General features: G+C 60.9%; 16 protein-coding genes and 3 tRNA genes. 10 read left to right on the top strand and 9 right to left on the bottom strand.

Going from position 1 to position 17518, the window contains the following annotated elements; genetic code table 11:
- Positions 1-39 precede the first annotated feature (39 nt).
- The 3 genes from glgB (at position 40) to msrB (ending at position 4828) form a co-directional block, all read left to right on the top strand.
- The gene (gene glgB, locus G5287_RS11225; RefSeq protein ID WP_421231290.1) at positions 40-2217 is read left to right on the top strand and encodes a 1,4-alpha-glucan branching protein GlgB; all 2178 of its coding nucleotides are present in this window, start codon (positions 40-42) and stop codon (positions 2215-2217) included.
- A complete protein-coding gene (gene glgX, locus G5287_RS11220) occupies positions 2217-4373 on the top strand; it encodes a glycogen debranching protein GlgX (RefSeq protein ID WP_421231289.1) in 2157 nt (718 codons plus the stop codon). Before glgB ends, glgX begins: the two co-directional genes overlap by 1 nt.
- 68 nt (positions 4374-4441) lie before the next feature.
- Complete coding sequence (gene msrB, locus G5287_RS11215) at positions 4442-4828, top strand: peptide-methionine (R)-S-oxide reductase MsrB (protein WP_042079988.1); 387 nt, start codon at positions 4442-4444, stop codon at positions 4826-4828.
- Positions 4829-4902: 74 nt separating this feature from the next.
- Here the strand turns inward: msrB and chrA are convergent, their stop codons facing one another.
- Both chrA and G5287_RS11205 read right to left on the bottom strand, forming a co-directional pair.
- Positions 4903-6069 carry a chromate efflux transporter gene (chrA, locus tag G5287_RS11210; RefSeq protein ID WP_421231288.1) on the bottom strand — a complete coding sequence of 389 codons (1167 nt, stop codon included), beginning with the start codon at positions 6067-6069 and terminating at the stop codon, positions 4903-4905.
- A 67-nt stretch (positions 6070-6136) separates the two neighbouring features.
- The gene (locus tag G5287_RS11205; RefSeq protein ID WP_421231287.1) at positions 6137-6583 is read right to left on the bottom strand and encodes a nucleotide triphosphate diphosphatase NUDT15; all 447 of its coding nucleotides are present in this window, start codon (positions 6581-6583) and stop codon (positions 6137-6139) included.
- Between the two features lie 207 nt (positions 6584-6790).
- Here G5287_RS11205 and G5287_RS11200 point away from each other — a divergent pair, with 207 nt between their 5' ends.
- Together G5287_RS11200 and G5287_RS11195 are read left to right on the top strand one after the other, a co-directional pair.
- Positions 6791-7018, top strand: coding sequence for a hypothetical protein (locus tag G5287_RS11200; RefSeq protein WP_005335715.1), 228 nt, complete (start codon positions 6791-6793; stop codon positions 7016-7018).
- A 145-nt stretch (positions 7019-7163) separates the two neighbouring features.
- Positions 7164-7481: a hypothetical protein gene (locus G5287_RS11195; protein ID WP_005343224.1), complete on the top strand. Its 318-nt coding sequence runs from the start codon at positions 7164-7166 to the stop codon at positions 7479-7481.
- A 130-nt stretch (positions 7482-7611) separates the two neighbouring features.
- On the opposite strand, the gene G5287_RS11190 is transcribed toward G5287_RS11195, so the two are convergent.
- Both G5287_RS11190 and G5287_RS11185 read right to left on the bottom strand, forming a co-directional pair.
- Positions 7612-8088: an Lrp/AsnC family transcriptional regulator gene (locus tag G5287_RS11190; RefSeq protein ID WP_005304871.1), complete on the bottom strand. Its 477-nt coding sequence runs from the start codon at positions 8086-8088 to the stop codon at positions 7612-7614.
- Between the two features lie 311 nt (positions 8089-8399).
- Positions 8400-9023 carry a helix-turn-helix transcriptional regulator gene (locus tag G5287_RS11185; protein ID WP_040068240.1) on the bottom strand — a complete coding sequence of 208 codons (624 nt, stop codon included), beginning with the start codon at positions 9021-9023 and terminating at the stop codon, positions 8400-8402.
- Positions 9024-9129: 106 nt separating this feature from the next.
- On the opposite strand from G5287_RS11185, the gene G5287_RS11180 reads away from it, so the two are divergent.
- On the top strand, positions 9130-10359 hold the full coding sequence (locus G5287_RS11180; RefSeq protein ID WP_421231286.1) for an MFS transporter: 1230 nt from the start codon (positions 9130-9132) through the stop codon (positions 10357-10359).
- A gap of 110 nt (positions 10360-10469) precedes the next feature.
- Positions 10470-11288: a Cof-type HAD-IIB family hydrolase gene (locus tag G5287_RS11175; protein WP_421231285.1), complete on the top strand. Its 819-nt coding sequence runs from the start codon at positions 10470-10472 to the stop codon at positions 11286-11288.
- A 51-nt stretch (positions 11289-11339) separates the two neighbouring features.
- Here G5287_RS11175 and G5287_RS11170 read toward each other — a convergent pair whose 3' ends face one another.
- Positions 11340-11903, bottom strand: a complete 564-nt coding sequence (locus G5287_RS11170; protein WP_245099133.1) for a DUF2799 domain-containing protein — start codon at positions 11901-11903, stop codon at positions 11340-11342.
- Positions 11904-12109: 206 nt separating this feature from the next.
- Between G5287_RS11170 and G5287_RS11165 the strand changes: the two genes are divergently transcribed.
- Positions 12110-12949, top strand: a complete 840-nt coding sequence (locus G5287_RS11165) for an isopenicillin N synthase family dioxygenase (RefSeq protein WP_216979488.1) — start codon at positions 12110-12112, stop codon at positions 12947-12949.
- Between the two features lie 212 nt (positions 12950-13161).
- Positions 13162-14475, top strand: coding sequence for a sodium-dependent transporter (locus G5287_RS11160; protein WP_421231284.1), 1314 nt, complete (start codon positions 13162-13164; stop codon positions 14473-14475).
- Positions 14476-14478: 3 nt separating this feature from the next.
- Here G5287_RS11160 and G5287_RS11155 read toward each other — a convergent pair whose 3' ends face one another.
- Entirely contained in the window at positions 14479-15198 is a 720-nt protein-coding gene (locus G5287_RS11155) for a substrate-binding periplasmic protein (protein ID WP_069529694.1), read from the bottom strand.
- Between the two features lie 431 nt (positions 15199-15629).
- Between G5287_RS11155 and G5287_RS11150 the strand changes: the two genes are divergently transcribed.
- Complete coding sequence (locus G5287_RS11150) at positions 15630-16943, top strand: sodium-dependent transporter (protein ID WP_421206853.1); 1314 nt, start codon at positions 15630-15632, stop codon at positions 16941-16943.
- Between the two features lie 306 nt (positions 16944-17249).
- On the opposite strand, the gene G5287_RS11145 is transcribed toward G5287_RS11150, so the two are convergent.
- The 3 genes from G5287_RS11145 to G5287_RS11135 form a co-directional block, all read right to left on the bottom strand.
- Positions 17250-17325, bottom strand: a tRNA-Val gene (locus tag G5287_RS11145).
- Positions 17326-17342: 17 nt separating this feature from the next.
- A tRNA-Lys gene (locus G5287_RS11140) sits at positions 17343-17418 on the bottom strand.
- A 23-nt stretch (positions 17419-17441) separates the two neighbouring features.
- Positions 17442-17517 (bottom strand) — tRNA-Val (locus G5287_RS11135).
- Position 17518 lies beyond the last annotated feature (1 nt).

Below are 17518 nucleotides of genomic sequence, written 5' to 3'. Positions count from 1 at the left end.
TCGGCCGGAGTGGATGCTCTGTCATGAAAGGAAATCTCGATGCTCGTTGAACGTTTGGTTGCTGCCCGCTGTTCCGATCCCTTCTCTCACTTAGGCCTGCAGGCCAATCCGGATGGGCCCGGCCTCAAACTGACCGCCTGGTTGCCTGATGCCCTCGAAGTCCGCGTCAAGGATCTCAAGTCGGGCAAAGTCGTTGCCACCCTGGCGCCCACCGATGAATCGGGTCTTTTTGAAACTGTTTTCACCCGCCGCAAAAACTCCTTCCCCTATCAGCTGATCGCCAGCTACCAAGATGCCACCACCGAGGTCATCGACCCCTATCAGTTTCAGGATGCCGCCTGGGCAGGCCTGGCCGAACTGACCGCCCAGCCGGAAAACCTCTACCACACCCTTGGCGCCCAGCTGCGCACCGTGGAGCATCTTGGCCAGCAGGTGGAAGGGGTGCGTTTTGCGGTCTATGCGCCGAGCGCCACCGCCGTGAGCCTCATCGGCGATTTCAACTTCTGGGATGGCCGCCGCCACCCGATGCAGCGCAGCCTGTGCGGTCACTGGGTGCTGTTTGTGCCGGGCCTCAAGGCCGGGGATCGCTACAAGTTCGAGCTCAAGGACCCCATGGGCAACCGGCTGCCCCACAAGAGCGATCCTGTCGGCTTCTATTGCGAGCAGTATCCGTCATTCGCCTCCGTGGTCTATGACCACGCCCAGTACCAGTGGCAGGATGCCGAGTGGATTGCCAACCAGCACAACGACAAACGCGAGCAGCCGCTCTCCATCTATGAGCTGCACGTCGGCTCCTGGAAGCGCCACCCCAACGGCGACAGCCTGAGCTGGCGCGAGCTGGCAGTGGAGCTGGTCGCCTACGTCAAGGAGATGGAGTACACCCACATCGAGCTGCTGCCGGTCTCCGAGCACCCCTTCAGCGGCTCCTGGGGCTACCAGCCGGTGGGCATGTTCTCCCCTACCAGCCGCTACGGCACCGCTGATGATTTCAAATACTTCGTCGACCAGTGCCACCAGGCCGGCATCGGCATCATTCTGGACTGGGTGCCCGCCCACTTCCCGTCCGATGCCCACGGCCTGGCCCGCTTCGATGGCACCCCGCTCTACGAATATGAAGATCCGCGCCGTGGCTGGCACCCGGACTGGAACTCCTACATCTACGACTTTGGCCGCGACACAGTGCGCCAGTTCCTGGTGGCGAGCGCCCTGTTCTGGCTCGACAAGTTCCACATCGACGGACTGCGGGTGGATGCGGTCGCCTCCATGCTCTATCTGGATTACTCCCGCAACGCCGGTGAGTGGGTACCGAACGTCGATGGCGGCAACCACAACTACGAGGCGATCAGCCTGCTCAAGTGGACCAACGAGGAGGTCTATGGCAAGTATCCCCACGCCATGACCATCGCCGAAGAGTCCACCGCCTTTGCCGGTGTCTCCCGCCCCACCTTCCTCGGCGGCCTCGGCTTTGGCTTCAAGTGGAATATGGGCTGGATGCACGACACCCTCACCTACATGCAGAAAGAGCCGATCCACCGCCGCTACCACCACAACGACATGACCTTCTCCATGGTTTACCACTATGACGAGAACTTCATCCTGTCGCTCTCCCACGACGAGGTGGTGCACGGCAAGCACTCCATGCTCTACAAGATGCCGGGCGACGAGTGGCAGCAAGCAGCCAACCTGCGGGCCTACATGGGTTTCATGTACGCCCACCCGGGCAAGAAGCTCAACTTCATGGGCACCGAAATCGCTCAGAGCAACGAGTGGAACCACGACGCCCAACTGCCGTGGCATCTGCTGCAATATCCCAAGCATGCCGGTCAACAGCGACTGATCCACGATCTCAACCACCTCTACCGTCATGAGCCTGCCTTGTATCAGGCCGATTATGAGCAGACCGGCTTCCGCTGGCTGGATCATAACGATGCCGACAACAGCATCTTTGCCTGGCTGCGGGCGGACAAAGAGGGCAAGCAGGCTATTGTAGTGGCTTGCAACTTCACCCCGGTGCCCCGTCTCGAATATCGGATCGGCGTCCCTGCGGCGGGCCACTATCGGGTGGTGCTCAACACCGACAGCGAGTATTACTGGGGCAGTAACTATGATGTAGGTCTGGTGTTCGCTGCCGAGCCGACCCCCTGGCAGGGGATGGCACACAGCATAGTGCTGGATCTGCCGCCGCTGGCGACCTTGTTTATCAAACAGGAGTCTTGATGCTTGTAATGGAAAAAGGGGTGGGCCACCCGCTGGGGGCCCGCCTTGACGAGAACGGTTGCCACTTCTGCGTCTGGGCCCCCCAGTCGGACAAGGTGGAGATCTGCCTGTACGACGAGCAGGAGCAGGAGCTGATGCGGCTGGAGTTGCCCGGCCGCCGTGGCCAGTATCGCTTTGGCTACGTACGCGGTGTAAAGGCCGGTCAGCGCTACGGCTATCGGGTCTATGGTACCCCGCAGGAGGGGATGCTGTTCGATCCGCAAAAACTGCTCATCGACCCTTACGCCAAGGCGCTCAGTCGTCCCACCTACTGGGATGAAGCCCTCTATCAGGGTGACAGTGCCGGGATGATTGCCAAGTCGGTGGTAGTGGATGACAGTTTTGACTGGCAAGGGGTTGGCAAACCCGGGATCAGTCCGGCCCGCACTATTATCTACGAGACCCACGTCAAGGGCTTTACCAAGCAGCACCCAGGGATCCCCAAGGAGCTGCAAGGCACCTACCTTGGCATCAGCCATCCGCTGATCATCGAGCATATGAAGAGTCTGGGGATCACCTCAGTGCAGCTGATGCCGGTGGCCGCCTTCATGTCGGAACCGCGACTGGAGCAGCTGGGACTGACCAACTACTGGGGCTACAACCCCATCGCCTTCTTCGCCCCGGAGCCGCGCTACAGCACCCGAACCGACGAGGCGGTGACCGAGTTCAAGACCATGGTGCGCGAACTGCACCGGGCCGGGCTCGAGGTGATTCTGGATGTGGTCTACAACCACACTGCCGCCTCGGGCTTCGACGGCCCAACCCTCTCGTTCAAGGGCTTTGACAACGCCGGTTACTACTCCTTCGAAGCGGGCCCCCACGGCCCGGACTACACCCGTCACGCCAACGTGACCGGTTGTGGCAACAGCGTCAATCTGGATCACCCCAATACCCTGCGGCTGGTGCTCGATGCCCTGCGCTACTGGGTCACCGAGATGCAGGTGGATGGCTTCCGTTTCGATCTGGCGGTGACACTGGCGCGGGAAGCGGGAGAGTTCGAGCCCATGGGCGCCTTCTTCAAGGCCGTGATGGCCGACCCTGTGCTGTCACAGGTCAAGCTCATCGCCGAACCCTGGGATATCGGCCCCTTCGGCTACCGGCTGGGTCAATTCCCGAGCCAGTGGCAGGAGATCAACGACCGCTACCGCGACACGGTGCGTGCCTTCTGGCGCGGTGATGCGGGCAAGATGGGGGACTTTGCCACCCGTCTGGTGGGGTCGCGGGATATCTTCCCGAAGAACTGGCGCTCCCCCCACACCAGCGTCAACTACCTCTGCTATCACGACGGTTTCACCCTGGAGGATCTGGTCTCCTACAACCAGCGCCACAATCAGGCAAACGGTGAAGACAATCGGGACGGCCACGGCAACAACCTCTCCTATAACCACGGGGTAGAGGGGCCGACCCTGGATCCGCGGGTCAACAGCCTGCGCCAGCAGCAGAAGCGCAATCTGATTGCCACTCTGCTGCTCTCCCAAGGCACTCCCCACTTCCTCGCCGGCGACGAGATGGGCCGCAGCCAGCTTGGCAACAACAACGCCTACTGTCAGGACAACCAGATCAGCTGGGTCAACTGGCAGTGGCGACCGGAGGATGAGCGGCTGTTCGCCTTCACCCAGCAGATGATGGCGCTGCGGGCGGAGTCCTGCGTCTTCTCCAACCTGCAACTGAGCGACGACAGTTGGAATGGCACCCCGTCCAGCTGCCATCAGGTCAACTGGTATCACCCGGACGGCCACCAGCTCACCGATCAGGATTGGCACGCCCCCATGGGGCAGGCATTCGCCATGGATATCGGCATGATCAACTGTGTTGGCGAGCGCTGGTACGTGTTGTTCAACGCCAGCGACTACGATATCCAGTTCCGCCTGCCGCCTCCGGGGGAAGGGCTGGAGTGGATCCAGACTATCGACACCGCCACCAACGATGGGCTGCCCTTCCTGCCCGATGACATCAAACGGCAGGTGGCGGTCGGCCGGGCCCACTCCCTCAAACTGCTGGAGCGGGTGGCGCTGGCCAGCACGGCGGAGGATGCCCAGCCACCGCAGCAGGAAATTCTCCCTGCATCCGGTGAGGAGATGGTTGCCACCTCGATCACAGATACAGGCAAAGCATAAGAGGCATGCTGGAGTCAGCTTTACGGAGCCGCTATGCTGGGCTCCGGTATGGATGGCAAGGAGTCGGTATGAGCAGTAACAATCCGGAACAGTGGCGCAGCAAACTGACCGCCGAGCAGTTTCACGTCTGCTGGGAGAAGGGCACCGAGCGCCCCTACAGCGGCGCCCTGCTCCACAATCGCAAGAGCGGCGACTACCTCTGTGTCTGCTGCAAGAGCGTGCTGTTTCACTCAGGAGCCAAGTTTGACTCCGGCTGCGGCTGGCCCTCGTTCGACAAGGCCATCGAGGGGACGGTGGAGTACACCGAGGACAACAGCCACGGCATGAAGCGGGTGGAGATCACCTGCCGCCAGTGCGGCTCTCACCTCGGTCACGTCTTCCCCGATGGACCGACCGAGACCGGCCAGCGCTACTGCGTCAACAGCCTGAGTCTGGATTTCGAACCCGAGGTCTGAACGGTTTACCCATTGCAATAAAAACGGCGCCTCCGTTATGGAGGCGCCGTTTTTTTATCGGGATTTCACCGGCTTCACGCCAGCAGGATAGCAGCCATCACCAACAGGGCCGCGATGGCCGGCACCGGCAACTTCAACACCCGCAGCAGATAAAAGCCGATGGCCGCCAGCGCAAGATCGGTCGGCGCCAGCACCGCACTCTGCCACACCGGCTGATAGAGGGCCGCCAACAACAAGCCCACCACGGCGGCGTTGATTCCGGTGACGGCCCCCGCCAGACGGGGCCGGGCCAGCCACTGTTGCCAGCAGGGGCCCACCGCCCAGAGCAGCAGAAAACCGGGCACAAACAGCGCCATGGTCGCCAACAGGGCCCCGATCAGCGGCATTTCGGGCTGCAGCTGGGCGCCAAGATAGGTGGCAAGGGTAAACATGGGGCCCGGCACCAACTGGGCCAGGCTGTAACCGGTCAGAAACTGCTGCTCGTTGAGAGTGTGTCCCACGCTCTCTTGCAGTAGCGGCAACACCACATGGCCACCGCCAAACACCAGACTACCGGCGCGATAGAAGTCGGCAACCAGCTGGCCAAGCGGGCTGCCGAGCAGCGGCAGGCCGATAAAAAGGATGCCAAACAGCAACAGGGTCGGCCAATGAGGCTGACTGCTGGCGGCAGAAGGCTGCTCGGCGGAGGCCGGCACACTACCCGCCCCGCACTGGCTGCGGGCGCAGATCAGCGCCGCTCCCGCCAGCATCAACAGTTGAGTCAGCAGACCGGGCTGCCACCAGAGTGCAGCAGCGGTCACCACCATGATCCCCTGGGTCATTCCCGTGGCACAGAACTGACGACTCATGGTGAGCACTGCATCGGCCACCACGATGAGCGCCAACAGCTTGAGGCCGTGCAGCGCCGCATCAAGCCACAGATTGCTGCCCAGCTGACCGATACCGATCGCAGCCGCCAGTAGCAGAAGAAATGAGGGCAGCGTGAAGCCAAGAAAAGCTGAGAGCGCCCCGCCCAGACCGGCGCGATGACGACCGATGGCGAAACCAAGCTGGCTGGAGGCGGGTCCCGGCAGCAGCTGGCACAGCGCCAGCAAGCGGGCAAATTCGGCCTGTGTGAGCCAACCGAGCCGCTGGACGAAGGCGCGCTGGAAATAACCGATATGAGCGGCCGGACCACCAAAACTGATGCATCCCAGCCATAAAAACTGAATAAATACCTGTCCCACGCTCTCCTCCCTCATCCCTCTTCTCCCGATGGAGAGGGGATATTATGACAGCGCGATGATCGTTTTATGACAATCAGACTGATTAGGCCGACACCATTGGCGCATCACTCGGCAGATAGCAGCGTCCCGCCAGCCAGCAGGCGATGGATTGGCGGCTGGCATCGAAGTGGGGCTCGGGCAACGCGCGCGGATCGCACCAGAACCAGCCTTCGCACTTCTCCGGCTCCAGCAGTTGCGGCTCACCATCGGCCTTAGCGTGCAGCGTCACCGAGATATAGTGCAACCCGCTCTCGCGCCAGGTCTCCAGATTGTTGGTCACCGCCACCACCTCGGGCCCGTGAATTCCAAGTCCGGTCTCCTCGGCCACCTCGCGGATCGCCGCCGACTCGAAGCTCTCCCCCAACTCCAGATGACCACCCGGGATCGACCAGTAGGGGGCATGGCTCCCTTTGCGCTTGCCAAGCAGCACCTGGCCTTGGGCGTTGGTCAGGATGACGCCGACCCCGACGCGGGGATAGAGAGTGGACATGAAAACGTTCCTTCAATCAGGCAATAAAACGGCCCCACCTTAGGCCCAAGGAGGGCACAGGGCAAGCCCCGGCTGCACGGCACCTGCGCCTGTCGGTGGCCCCTCCCCTTGCCCCTGAACCGGTTATCACTGATGCTGGGGAGTGAAGCCCGGATGGAGAGGTCATCCCAATCCTCTCAGTCCCCCATCACCCCCGAGGAGTCCGCCATGAAAAAATTGCTCCCCCTGTGCGCTCTGCTGCTCACGGCTTGCCAAACCACGCCGCCCCCCAACTCGCTCGCCATCGATGATGCCGACGCCTGGCAGGCCATTTGCAAAGATGGCACCCGGGTTCGCGCCGTGGTAGCAGAGGGGATCTGTGGGGATCATCGCGGGGTAGCCATGTGGACGAATAAGCCAAGAGCTGAACGGATGGCAGAAGAAGCCGCCAAATAGTGTGATCCAGGCACCATAAAATGACTCTACTGGCCAATTGGCCGGATTTTTTCGCGATCTCGCCAGCACTTTGCCACCTTGTTCATGGTGCGCTCAGTTTTCTGTTCCCATACTGGCCCTACAGTTCCAAAAGAGGAGAGACAAGATGCAAACATCCATCGTCGGGCTCTCCATTCTGTGGGGGCTAGCCAGTTTTGGTGTTCAGGGGGATTTCATCGAGAGCCGTGATTCCGTTGCGCCATCCTGGCAAGCCGAGTCCAGAGTGGAGATGGAAGGTTATCTGATTGAATCGCTTGGCGAAGATCGCTGGCTGTTCGACAACGGCAGCGAGAGCCTGCTGGTATCCCTGCCCGAGGGGCAGTGGGTGCCGACCGGCGAGCGGCTGCGGGTCAGCGGCGAACCGCAGCAGGAGCAGAGCGGCTGGCTGCTGCAGGTGGAAGATATCAGCCAGGTCAGCGTCTGACCACCGCAGTCGCCCCGTCACCGCGACAGCTAATCCAGACCGATAACCACGACCGAATAACCAAGAGCGAATAGCACAAGAGGAGGCCACTGGCCTCCTCTTTCTGTTTCTATAAGCGGTTTGCGCAGCCTCAACCCAGATGGTTGAGCGGCAGCGCCGTCTTGTGCTTGATGCGGCGCAGCACGAAGCTGGAGCGCACACCGGTCACCCCCGGAATATGGGTCAGCTTGTCCAGCAGGAAGTGCTGGTAGTGCTCCATGTCGCGCACCACTACCTTGAGCTGGTAGTCGGCATCATTGCCGGTGATGAGGTCACACTCCAGCACTTCCGGCAGTTCGCTGATGGCGCGATCGAAATTCTCGAACCGCTCGGGCGTGTGTCTGTCCATGGAAATGTGAATGTAGGCGGTGAGGGTGAGGCCAAGCTGGCGGGCGTTGAGCAGAGTAACGTGGGTGTCGATGAGACCGGCATCCTCCAGCGCCTTGACCCGGCGGGAGCAGGGTGACGGGGAGAGCCCTACCAGCTCGGCCAGTTCCAGATTGCTGATGCGGCCATTCTCCTGCATCAGCTCGAGAATATGTCTGTCTATGCGATCAAGTTTCAGCATTTACCCTTCCTCGTTGCAATGACTAATCCACTTTTCCTAGATTAAGGGTGAACTATTGCAAAAACAACCGAAATAAGTGGTTACTTTGCAACCACTCACCGGCACGGGAGGGATACTATGGTTACATCTTCCGGTGGCAAAGCAGATACCTGACCGGGTCTCTGCGGTGAAGGACCTTACCGGGTCAAGAGCCCCATCAGCCGTCTTACCTTATCGGGAAACGACGGGCTGGAACGAGAGAACCCCCTCCCCGAAGGCAACAAAGCAGGCATCCCGGCGCCTGCTTTGTTGTTTTTGGGCGTTTGACGAAATCAGAGCGCGGGCGGCGTGATGCGATAGAGGCAGCGATGCGCCCCCTCCAGCAGATATTGCTCCCGCTCCACCGTCGCCGGCGCCAGCAGCTGGCGAAACAGCGCCAGTTCGCTGCGACAGAAACCGCGGCAGGTGCGCGCCGCCGCACAGATGGGACAGTGGCTCTCCCACAGCAGCCAGCTGCCATCCTCTTCGCGGCGGATCTCCGCCATATAGCCCTCGCGAGTACGCAGCTCCCTGAGCGCCGCCAGCCGGCCAGATAAGCCATGGGACCCCAGCGCCTCCTGATAGCGAGCAAGCATCTGCTGCTCCCGCTGCTGGATCAGCCGTTCCATCCCCTCCTCGCCAAACAGCTCGCGCACGTTGTCGATCAGTTGCACGGTCAGGTCGCTATGGCTATCGGGGAAGCGCTGCCAGGCCTGCTCGGTGAGCTGCCACAGCCGCACGGGACGACCGCGCCCGCGCGCCTCGTCGCTGAATGTGACCCACCCCTCCTGCTCCAGTGCGAGCAGGTGCTGGCGGGCGCCCATGGAGGTCATCTGCAACTGCTCCCCCAGCGCGGCGGCGCTCTGCGGGCCATGGCTCTTGAGCAGAAACAGGATCTTGTCGGTGCTTGCGTTCATGACCCCATTATGGGGAGCCCCCTTTATTAAATCAACAATTCACTTTACTTAATCCTATCTATGAATCAGCATAAATAAACCAATAACTTTATTTAATGGGTGCAACATGGAGAAACACGAGCACAAAAATCCCCTCTGGGTGCTGGTCATGACGGTCACGCTGGCAGTTGCAGGCTTCAGTCTCCCCTCCCCGGTGTTGGCACCTTTGCTGCTGGATCCGGCGCAGGGGATGCTGACGCCGGAAGCCTCCGACTGGAGCCGCAAGGTGTGGCTGGGGGTCATCATGGGGCTCTATCCCCTGTTCCAGCTGGTGGGCAGCCCCTGGCTCGGTCGCCTCTCCGACCGCTATGGCCGCAAGCCACTGCTGTTGCTCTCGCTGGCGGGGGTACTGGCAGGCTATGCCCTGATGGCACTCGGTATCGCCTGGCGATCCCTCCCCCTGCTGCTGCTCAGCCGGGTGGTGGAGGGGCTGTGCAACGGCAACATCGCCATCGTGCAGGCGATGGCGGCGGATCTCGCCGGCAAGGAGCACAAGGCCCGCAGCTTCGCCTGGATCAACATCGGCATGAATCTGGGCTGGGTCGTGGGGCCGATGATCGGAGGCTACGCCGCGGTGATCTCGGGGGATTACAGTCTGGCCGCCTGGCTGGCGGTAGGAATGACCCTGCTCAACCTGCTGCTGGTCTACTGGCTGATCCCCTATCGTCCGCCGGTGGCGGCCACCCTTCAGGCCGCGACTCTCTCCAGCCGCCAGCTGTTGTTGCAACCGGCCCTGCTGCCCTACTTCGCGCTCACCCTGATCAGCTATGGCGCCGTGCAGCTCTATTTCACCTACTTCAATATCTGGCTGGTGGAGAGGCTGGCCTGGGATCCGGCCCAGCTGGCGCAGGCAGCGGTGCTGGTGAGCCTGCCCATGATGGCGGGCTCCTGGCTCGGCTCCCGCATCGCCCGCCACTGGCGCGGCAGCTCCCTCGGGATTGTCGGCCATCTGGTGATGGCGAGCGGCATGCTGCTCTTTATCCTGCCCGTGCACTGGTGGGGGCTGGCGCTTACCTTCGTTCCCGCTGGCATCGGCATGAGTCTGGGGGAGCTGGCCACCTCGGTGGCGATCTCCAACCGCAGTCACCCGGAGCAGCAGGGGCAGGCGATGGGGCTCTACCGCGCCCTCGCCGTGGGCAGCGAGATCCTGGCGGTGCTGCTCGGCAGTCTGGTGCTGCTGGCCGGTACCGAGTGGCCCTTCTATCTCGCCACCCTCTGCTCCCTTGCCAGTGCCGCCGGTTTCTATCTGCTGCGCCGCCGTGCCGACCGTCGTCAACAGCTGGCCAGCTGCACCTGAGCCACGAAGGGATCACAGTTCGGCGCTTCGGCCGCGGGCAAGACTTGCATCGGGGCGCCGGGTCTGGGACGGTAAAGCTCTTTGCGGATTTGTTCGATGCTGGAGGAGCTATGAGTGAGTACAAGGCCATCGCGCTCGATATGGATGGCACCCTGCTGACCCGGGATCACAAGATCTCGTCGGCCACCCGGGCTGCCCTGGCGCAGGCCCGCGCCCACGGCATCAAGGTGCTGCTGGTCACGGGGCGCCACTACATGACGGCGCGCCCCTTTCACCACGAGCTGGCCCTCGATACCCCCCTCATCTGCAGCAATGGCGCCTATCTCTATGATCCGGTGCAGAACCGGATCATCAGCGGCGACCCGCTGGCGGCTGCCCCGCTTACCGAGCTGCTGGCCGCGGTCGAGGCGCAGCAGATGGGCGCCCTGTTCCACCTGAGCGAGGGCATTGGCTACATCGGCTGTGAAGAGCATGTCACCCGCATCCGCCACTGGTCGGCCAATCAGCCGGACCACCTCAAGATCGCCATCCATTCGGTTGAGGAGCTGGCAGGCTGGCTCGACAACCCGGTCTGGAAACTGGAGCTGTTCAATCAGGATCCGGCACGCCTACACACCTTTATGGGCGAGGTGGTCGAACAGATGCCCTTTACCCGTGACTGGGCGGCCCCCTATGCGGTGGAGCTGGTACAGCCCGGTTGCAGCAAGGGCAACCGGCTGGCCCAGTGGGCTGCCAGCGAAGGGATTGCGATGGAGCAGGTGGTGGCGTTTGGGGACAACAACAACGACATCAGCATGTTCGAGCAGGTGGGGCTGGCGGTGGCCATGGGCAATGCGGCCCCGCAGATCCAGAGCCATGCCCATCGGGTCACGGCCGACCACAACGAAGATGGTATCGCACTGGCGTTGCAACGCTGGGTAATGCCCTGACCTGACAAGATGCAACATGGCCAGCACGCGGGCTAGCCATGAAGAGAGGGATTAACCGCCGAAGGAGAACTGGATCACCCGATCCGGATAACGCAGACGGTTATACTCCCGACGCAGGGATTCGTAGTGGCGAATGGCCCGATCGCGCTTGGCGCGGTAGTAGTCGCGCTGTTCCGTGTTGGTTTCGTTGCGGATGCTGCGCTCCAGCATATCGATATCCCGCTCGGTACGCTCCAGCTCGTCGCTGATCTCCCGCAGGCGGGCAGCCAGTTTGTACTCTTCGTAGCCGCGCTGATACTGCTTGAGGAAGCTGGCGTCATTGGGGCATACCCCCAGATAGGCCTGCCCCTCCTTGCCCTTGCTGTAAGCCAGCTCGGGAATGCAGTAGAGCTCCAGCCCCTTGTCGTAGCCCCGTTTCCACTCGGCCTCATCCACTTTGAGGCCATATTCGCTGCAAGACGAAACGTAATCACGGGTCGCCTGACGGGTTTTGCCCTCCGATCCATCCTGATAACCCAGGTTGTACCAACTCATGGTGCGGCACTCATCTTCTGACAGGGCACTGCATCCCGCCAGCAATACCGGCAGGGTCAGCAACAGGATTTTGGGGGACATGAACAGACTCCGGAAAAGATAGTGAGCGGCATTCTAGAGAGGATAAAAGGCCATAACAAGGGATGCGATCCCGTGCGGTCTGGCGCGGTTTATTTGATGTTTTTATCACTATTCAGCGCCGTGCCAGACGGGCGGCCAACCCGCTTTCCTTGTTATCATGTGCAAGGTAAACTGCGCCATCTTTTAACTGGCGCGCAACAAAAACAATGAAAGTCCTGACCGTCGATTACCGCTCACCCGATGCGGCCCAACGCTTCACCGAATCCCTGCGAACCACCGGCTTTGGCGTGCTGACCAACCACCCCATTCCGAAAGAGCTGGTGCAGTCCATCTACGACAACTGGTATCGCTTCTTCATGAGCGAGCAGAAGCAGGATTTCCTGTTCAACCGCGAAACCCAGGATGGCTACTTCCCGCCGTCGGTCTCCGAGGTGGCCAAGGGCCATAGCCAGAAAGACATCAAGGAGTACTTCCACATCTACCCCTGGGGCCAGATGCCGGAAGAGCTGAAAGAGCAGGCGATGGAGTACTATCGCCTCGCCAACGGTCTGGCCGCAGAGCTGCTGAGCTGGGTCGAGCAGTACACCCCGGCCGATATTGCCGCCAACTACAGCTGCCCGCTCTCCTCGATGATCGAAGAGAGCCAGAAGACCCTGCTGCGGGTGCTGCACTATCCGCCGTTCGATGGCACCGAGGAGCCGGGCGCCATCCGCGCCGCCGCCCACGAGGATATCAACCTGCTCACCATTCTGCCCGCCGCCAACGAGCCGGGGCTGCAGGTGAAGGGCTCCGATGGCGAATGGATGGACGTGCCGTGCGACTTTGGCACCCTCATCATCAACATCGGTGACATGCTGCAGGAGGCCTCTCGCGGCTACTACCCTTCCACCACTCACCGCGTCATCAACCCGACCGGTGGCAGCGCCGCCAAGTCGCGTATCTCCCTGCCGCTGTTCCTCCATCCGCGCCCGGATGTAGTGCTCTCCGAGCGTCATACCGCCCACAGCTACCTGATGGAGCGGCTGCGGGAGCTGGGGGTGATCTAGTCCGCCGACGAGCAGTTGTCAGAGACCAAACCGGAGCAATCTCGCTCCGGTTTTTTATTTGGTGGCAGGATTGGGCTAAAAACAGAATTAAATTAGCCAATCATGCCAAGAAATCGCATTTACACCTGATAACCGTCGTAGTGATTGCGCAGTGACCTCCGTAACATGAGCGCCATTCTGCCCCTGCCAAGGGGCGCTCGATTGGAGTTCTTATGAAGCAGTCCCAATGGTCATCCCGACTCGGCTACATCCTCGCCGCAGCGGGTTCCGCGGTCGGTATCGGCGCAATCTGGAAATTCCCCTATGTCACCGCCGTCAACGGCGGCGGCGCCTTCCTGCTGGTCTTTCTGCTGTTCAGCTTCACCCTGGGGGTGGCGGTACTGATGGGGGAAACCCTGCTCGGCAGCATGAGTCGCCGCGGGGTAGTCGGAGCCTTCTCCGATCTGCTCGGCAAACAGTGGCGCTGGGTTGGGGTAATGGGAGTGATCTCTACCCTGCTCATCTACTGCTTCTACAGCGTGGTGGGCGGCTGGACGCTCGGTTATACCGGCATGGCCCTCTCCGGTCAGCTCAACCATGGGGATGCGGCTGCTCTCACCGCCCGCTTCAATGACTATGTCAGCGGCGACGTCTGGCCAATCCTCACTCACCTGCTGTTTGCCGCCCTCACCTGGATAGTGGTGCAAGGCGGCATTCAGAAAGGAGTGGAGCGCACCTTGCGCTGGATGATGCCGGCCCTGTTCCTGATGATCCTGATGCTGGTCGCCTTTGGCCTCACCCTGCCCAATGCGATGGCGGGAGTACGTCACTTCCTGATGCCCGACTTCAGCAAGCTGGGGATGTCCGGCGTGCTCGATGCCATGGGGCTGGCCTTCTTCTCCCTCTCCATCGGTCTGGGCATTCACACCACCTACGGCGCCTATCTGCCGACCAGCGAAGGGGTTGGTCGCTCCAGCCTCTGGGTGGTGCTGCTGGCCAGCATGGTGGCGGTACTGGCGGGTTTGATGATTTTCCCGGTGCTGGCCTCGACCGGTATCGACCCGGCCTCCGGCCCCGGCCTCACCTTTATGACCATGCCGGCGGTGTTTCAGCTGCTGCCCTTCGGTCAGGTGCTTGAGGTGATCTTCTTCGCCCTGCTGGTCTTTGCGGCGCTCTCCTCGGCCATCTCCCTGCTGGAGCATTTGCAGTGCTTCCTGTGCGAGACCTGGGGCTGGTCACGCCGCACGGCCTGCAGCGCCATCACTGGATTCGTCATAGTTAGCGGTGTTCCGGTCAGCCTGTCGTTTGGTTCGCTGCAACACGCCACCCTGTTTGGCAAAACCATTTTCGAGTTGCTGGACTTTGTCACCTCCAACCTGATGATGCCGCTGTTCGGCCTGATGCTGACGCTGCTGCTGGGCTGGAAGCTGGGACGCAAGGCGCTGCCGCAGGGGATTGCCAGCCACTGGCATCACTTGCTGATGAACTGCTGGCGCTGGATTGCCCCCTTGCTGATCGGCGGGATCTTGATTCGCGGTCTGGTGTGACGGTTACTCTTCGCGGGTGGGCTCATCGGCCCGCCCCTGGGCGGCTCTGACGGCCTCCAGGGCATGTTGCCAGCGGGTGATCTCGGCATCATCCGTTCCCTTGGAGAAGACGATATAGAGACCGGCCTGATGGAGCAGCACGCCACTGCTGACGATGCTGCGCCGGGATAACCCCATCTTGTCGAGGGTGGCCTCCATCACCAGCTCCGCCATCGGCAAGGCATCGATCTTGCCCAGCATCAGCCGCTCTATCGCCTCCCCGACCGTCTTGTAGCGCACCAGATTGGTGTAGCCCTCATGGGTCAGCCGCACATCATCGGCATTGCCCAGCACGACCCCCACTCTGGGCAGATCTCGCAACTGTGCCAGCGAGGTCAGCGGGTGGCGACTATCTGGCGCCTGATAGATAAAGACCCGATTGATAAAGAGCGGGCCAACCCATTTGAAATGGGACTCCCGCTCCGGGAGCCGCTGTACCACGAACAGTCCATAGCCGGGCTCGACCCGTGCCAACGCCAGCGCCCGCTTGAGCGGGTAAATCCGCACCGGATAACGGGTGCCAAGCTCCTCCTGCACCTCATCGATCAGGCGAATGGCAAATCCGTCGAGCTTGCCGTCGCGGTATTCGGTAAAGGGGGGTAAATCGTGACTCAGCAGGGTTAATCCGGGCTGCGCCGACACACTCAGGCTGATCAGTAACCAGGGCAGCATCATCCATCTCATACGACATCCTGTCTCATCGTTGTCCCCGTCAGTGCCATGTCGCGGTCACTAGTTCCAGAAGAAGCTACGTCGATTATCGCCCAGTAAATAGCCACAAGGTAGAAAAGATGCTGCCCTGCGAGGTTCCCCACATTGAGTTGTACGTACAGTCAGAGTGGTGACAGCGGCACACATAAAAAATTTTTGATTTTATGTGTCAATTATTCTTTCCATGGTTTAGGCTGTTCCCTCATTCATTAGTCAGGTTGCCACCTCATGTCTGCCATCCTCGTGCTGTTTGGTCGATTTTTTAGCTCGCAAGAGAGGTGACCTTGCACGCACAGTTTTTCTGAATGTTCATTGCAAAGGTCGCCTCAGGCGGCCTTTTTTATGGTCTGTCGTTTATTGCTACAGAGGAGTATTGCTTCGATGTCGTGTTACCCGGAGGTTGTATGAGCCAGGTTCAGTGGTCTTCCCGTCTCGGTCATGTGCTGGCCGCAGCAGGCACAGCGATTGGCCTTGGTGCCATCTGGAAGTTTCCCTATGTGACCGCCACCAATGGCGGTGGCGCCTTCCTGCTGGTGTTTCTGCTGTTTAGCTTCACCCTGGGGGTAGCGGTACAGGTCGGCGAAACCCTGCTCGGCAGCCATAGCCAGCGCGGGGTGCTCGGCGCTTTTCGCAAACTGGTGGGGCCGAACTGGCGCTGGATGGGGTATATGGGGATCGCCTGCGGCTTCTTTATCTACAGCTTCTACAGCGTGGTGGGCGGCTGGACCGTGGGTTACGCCGCGCTGGCGATGGCTGGCAAGCTCAACCTGAGCGAGGGGAGTGCCCTCACCGCCCTGTTCAACGGCTATGTCAGCAACCCCTGGTGGCCGGTGCTGACCCATCTGATTTTCGCAGGCCTGACCTGGTGGTTCGTGCAGGGGGGTATTCAGAAAGGGGTTGAGCGGGCACTGCGCTGGATGATGCCCGCGCTCTTCATCATGATGTTGCTGCTGGTTGGGGTCGGTCTCTCCATGCCGGGCTCCATGGCGGGTGTACGCCAGCTGCTGCTGCCGGACTTCTCCATGCTGACCGGCCAGAGCGTGCTGGACGCGCTGGGACTGGCCTTCTTCTCCCTCTCCATCGGGCTAGGGGTACACACGACCTATGGCGCCTACCTGCCCAATAGCGAAGGGGTACTGCGCTCTGGGGTCTGGGTCGTCACCCTGGCAAGCCTGATCTCGGTGCTGGCGGGCTTGATGATCTTCCCGGCGCTGGCCTCCACCGGTATCGACCCTACCGCAGGGCCCGGGCTCACCTTTATGACCATGCCTGCCGTGTTCAGTCATCTGCCGTTCGGTCAGGGGCTGGGGGTGGTCTTCTTCCTATTGCTGCTGGTCGCTGCCCTCTCCTCCTCTATCTCCATGCTTGAGCATCTGGTGCGCTTTACCACCGAGGAGTGGGGCTGGTCGCGTCGTGGCGCCTGCCGGGTGTTGACCCTGCTCATCATGGCCTCCGGCATTCCGGTGAGTCTGTCGTTCGGCCCCTGGAGTGATCTGACCCTGTTTGGCAAGACCATCTTCGAGCTGCTCGACTATCTCACCTCCAACCTGATGATGCCGCTGTTTGGTCTGGTGCTGACCCTGCTGCTGGGCTGGCGACTGGGTCATGCCATATTGCCTGCGGGCCTGTCACCCGCCCTGCGTCTGGCGCTGCTCTGGTGCTGGCGCGTGGTGGCGCCGCTGCTGATCAGCGGGATCCTGATCCGCGGGATCATGTAACGCTTTGCGAATCCGTGCGGGCAGGCCTTGGCCTGCCCTTTTTATTGCTGGCGTTTGCTTTATTACAGGCGTTCATATAAGCAGCATCACGATGGACAGGAGTGAAGTCAGTGGCCGTCGAACAATCTCGGAAGAGCAGGATGAAGAAGGATCGGAGTGGCAGAGTGGCACATTAAGAGGTGGCGTTCGGCTCGCCACACCGGCAACAGAAGAAGTTGAAGTACTGAATTGCGGGCAAAAAAATCCCCATCTGAATGGGGACTTTCTCTGCAACCGCAGCTGATATCTCAGCCTCGCTTGCGAATATGGTGGTCGTTACTGGGATCGAACCAGTGACCCCCTCCTTGTAAGGGAGGTGCTCTCCCAGCTGAGCTAAACGACCTGGGATTCTTGAAATGATGGTGGGTCGTGCTGGATTCGAACCAGCGACCAATTGATTAAAAGTCAACTGCTCTACCGACTGAGCTAACGACCCATCTAAATCATTTTTCTACAAACTGGTGGTCGTTACTGGGATCGAACCAGTGACCCCCTCCTTGTAAGGGAGGTGCTCTCCCAGCTGAGCTAAACGACCT

The sequence above is a fragment of the Aeromonas sp. 603079 genome, from assembly GCF_049172135.1.
Lineage (GTDB): Bacteria > Pseudomonadota > Gammaproteobacteria > Enterobacterales > Aeromonadaceae > Aeromonas > Aeromonas veronii.
The sequence above is the reverse complement of the archived record's forward strand: the minus strand, read 5'-3'. Positions and strand labels throughout refer to the sequence as shown.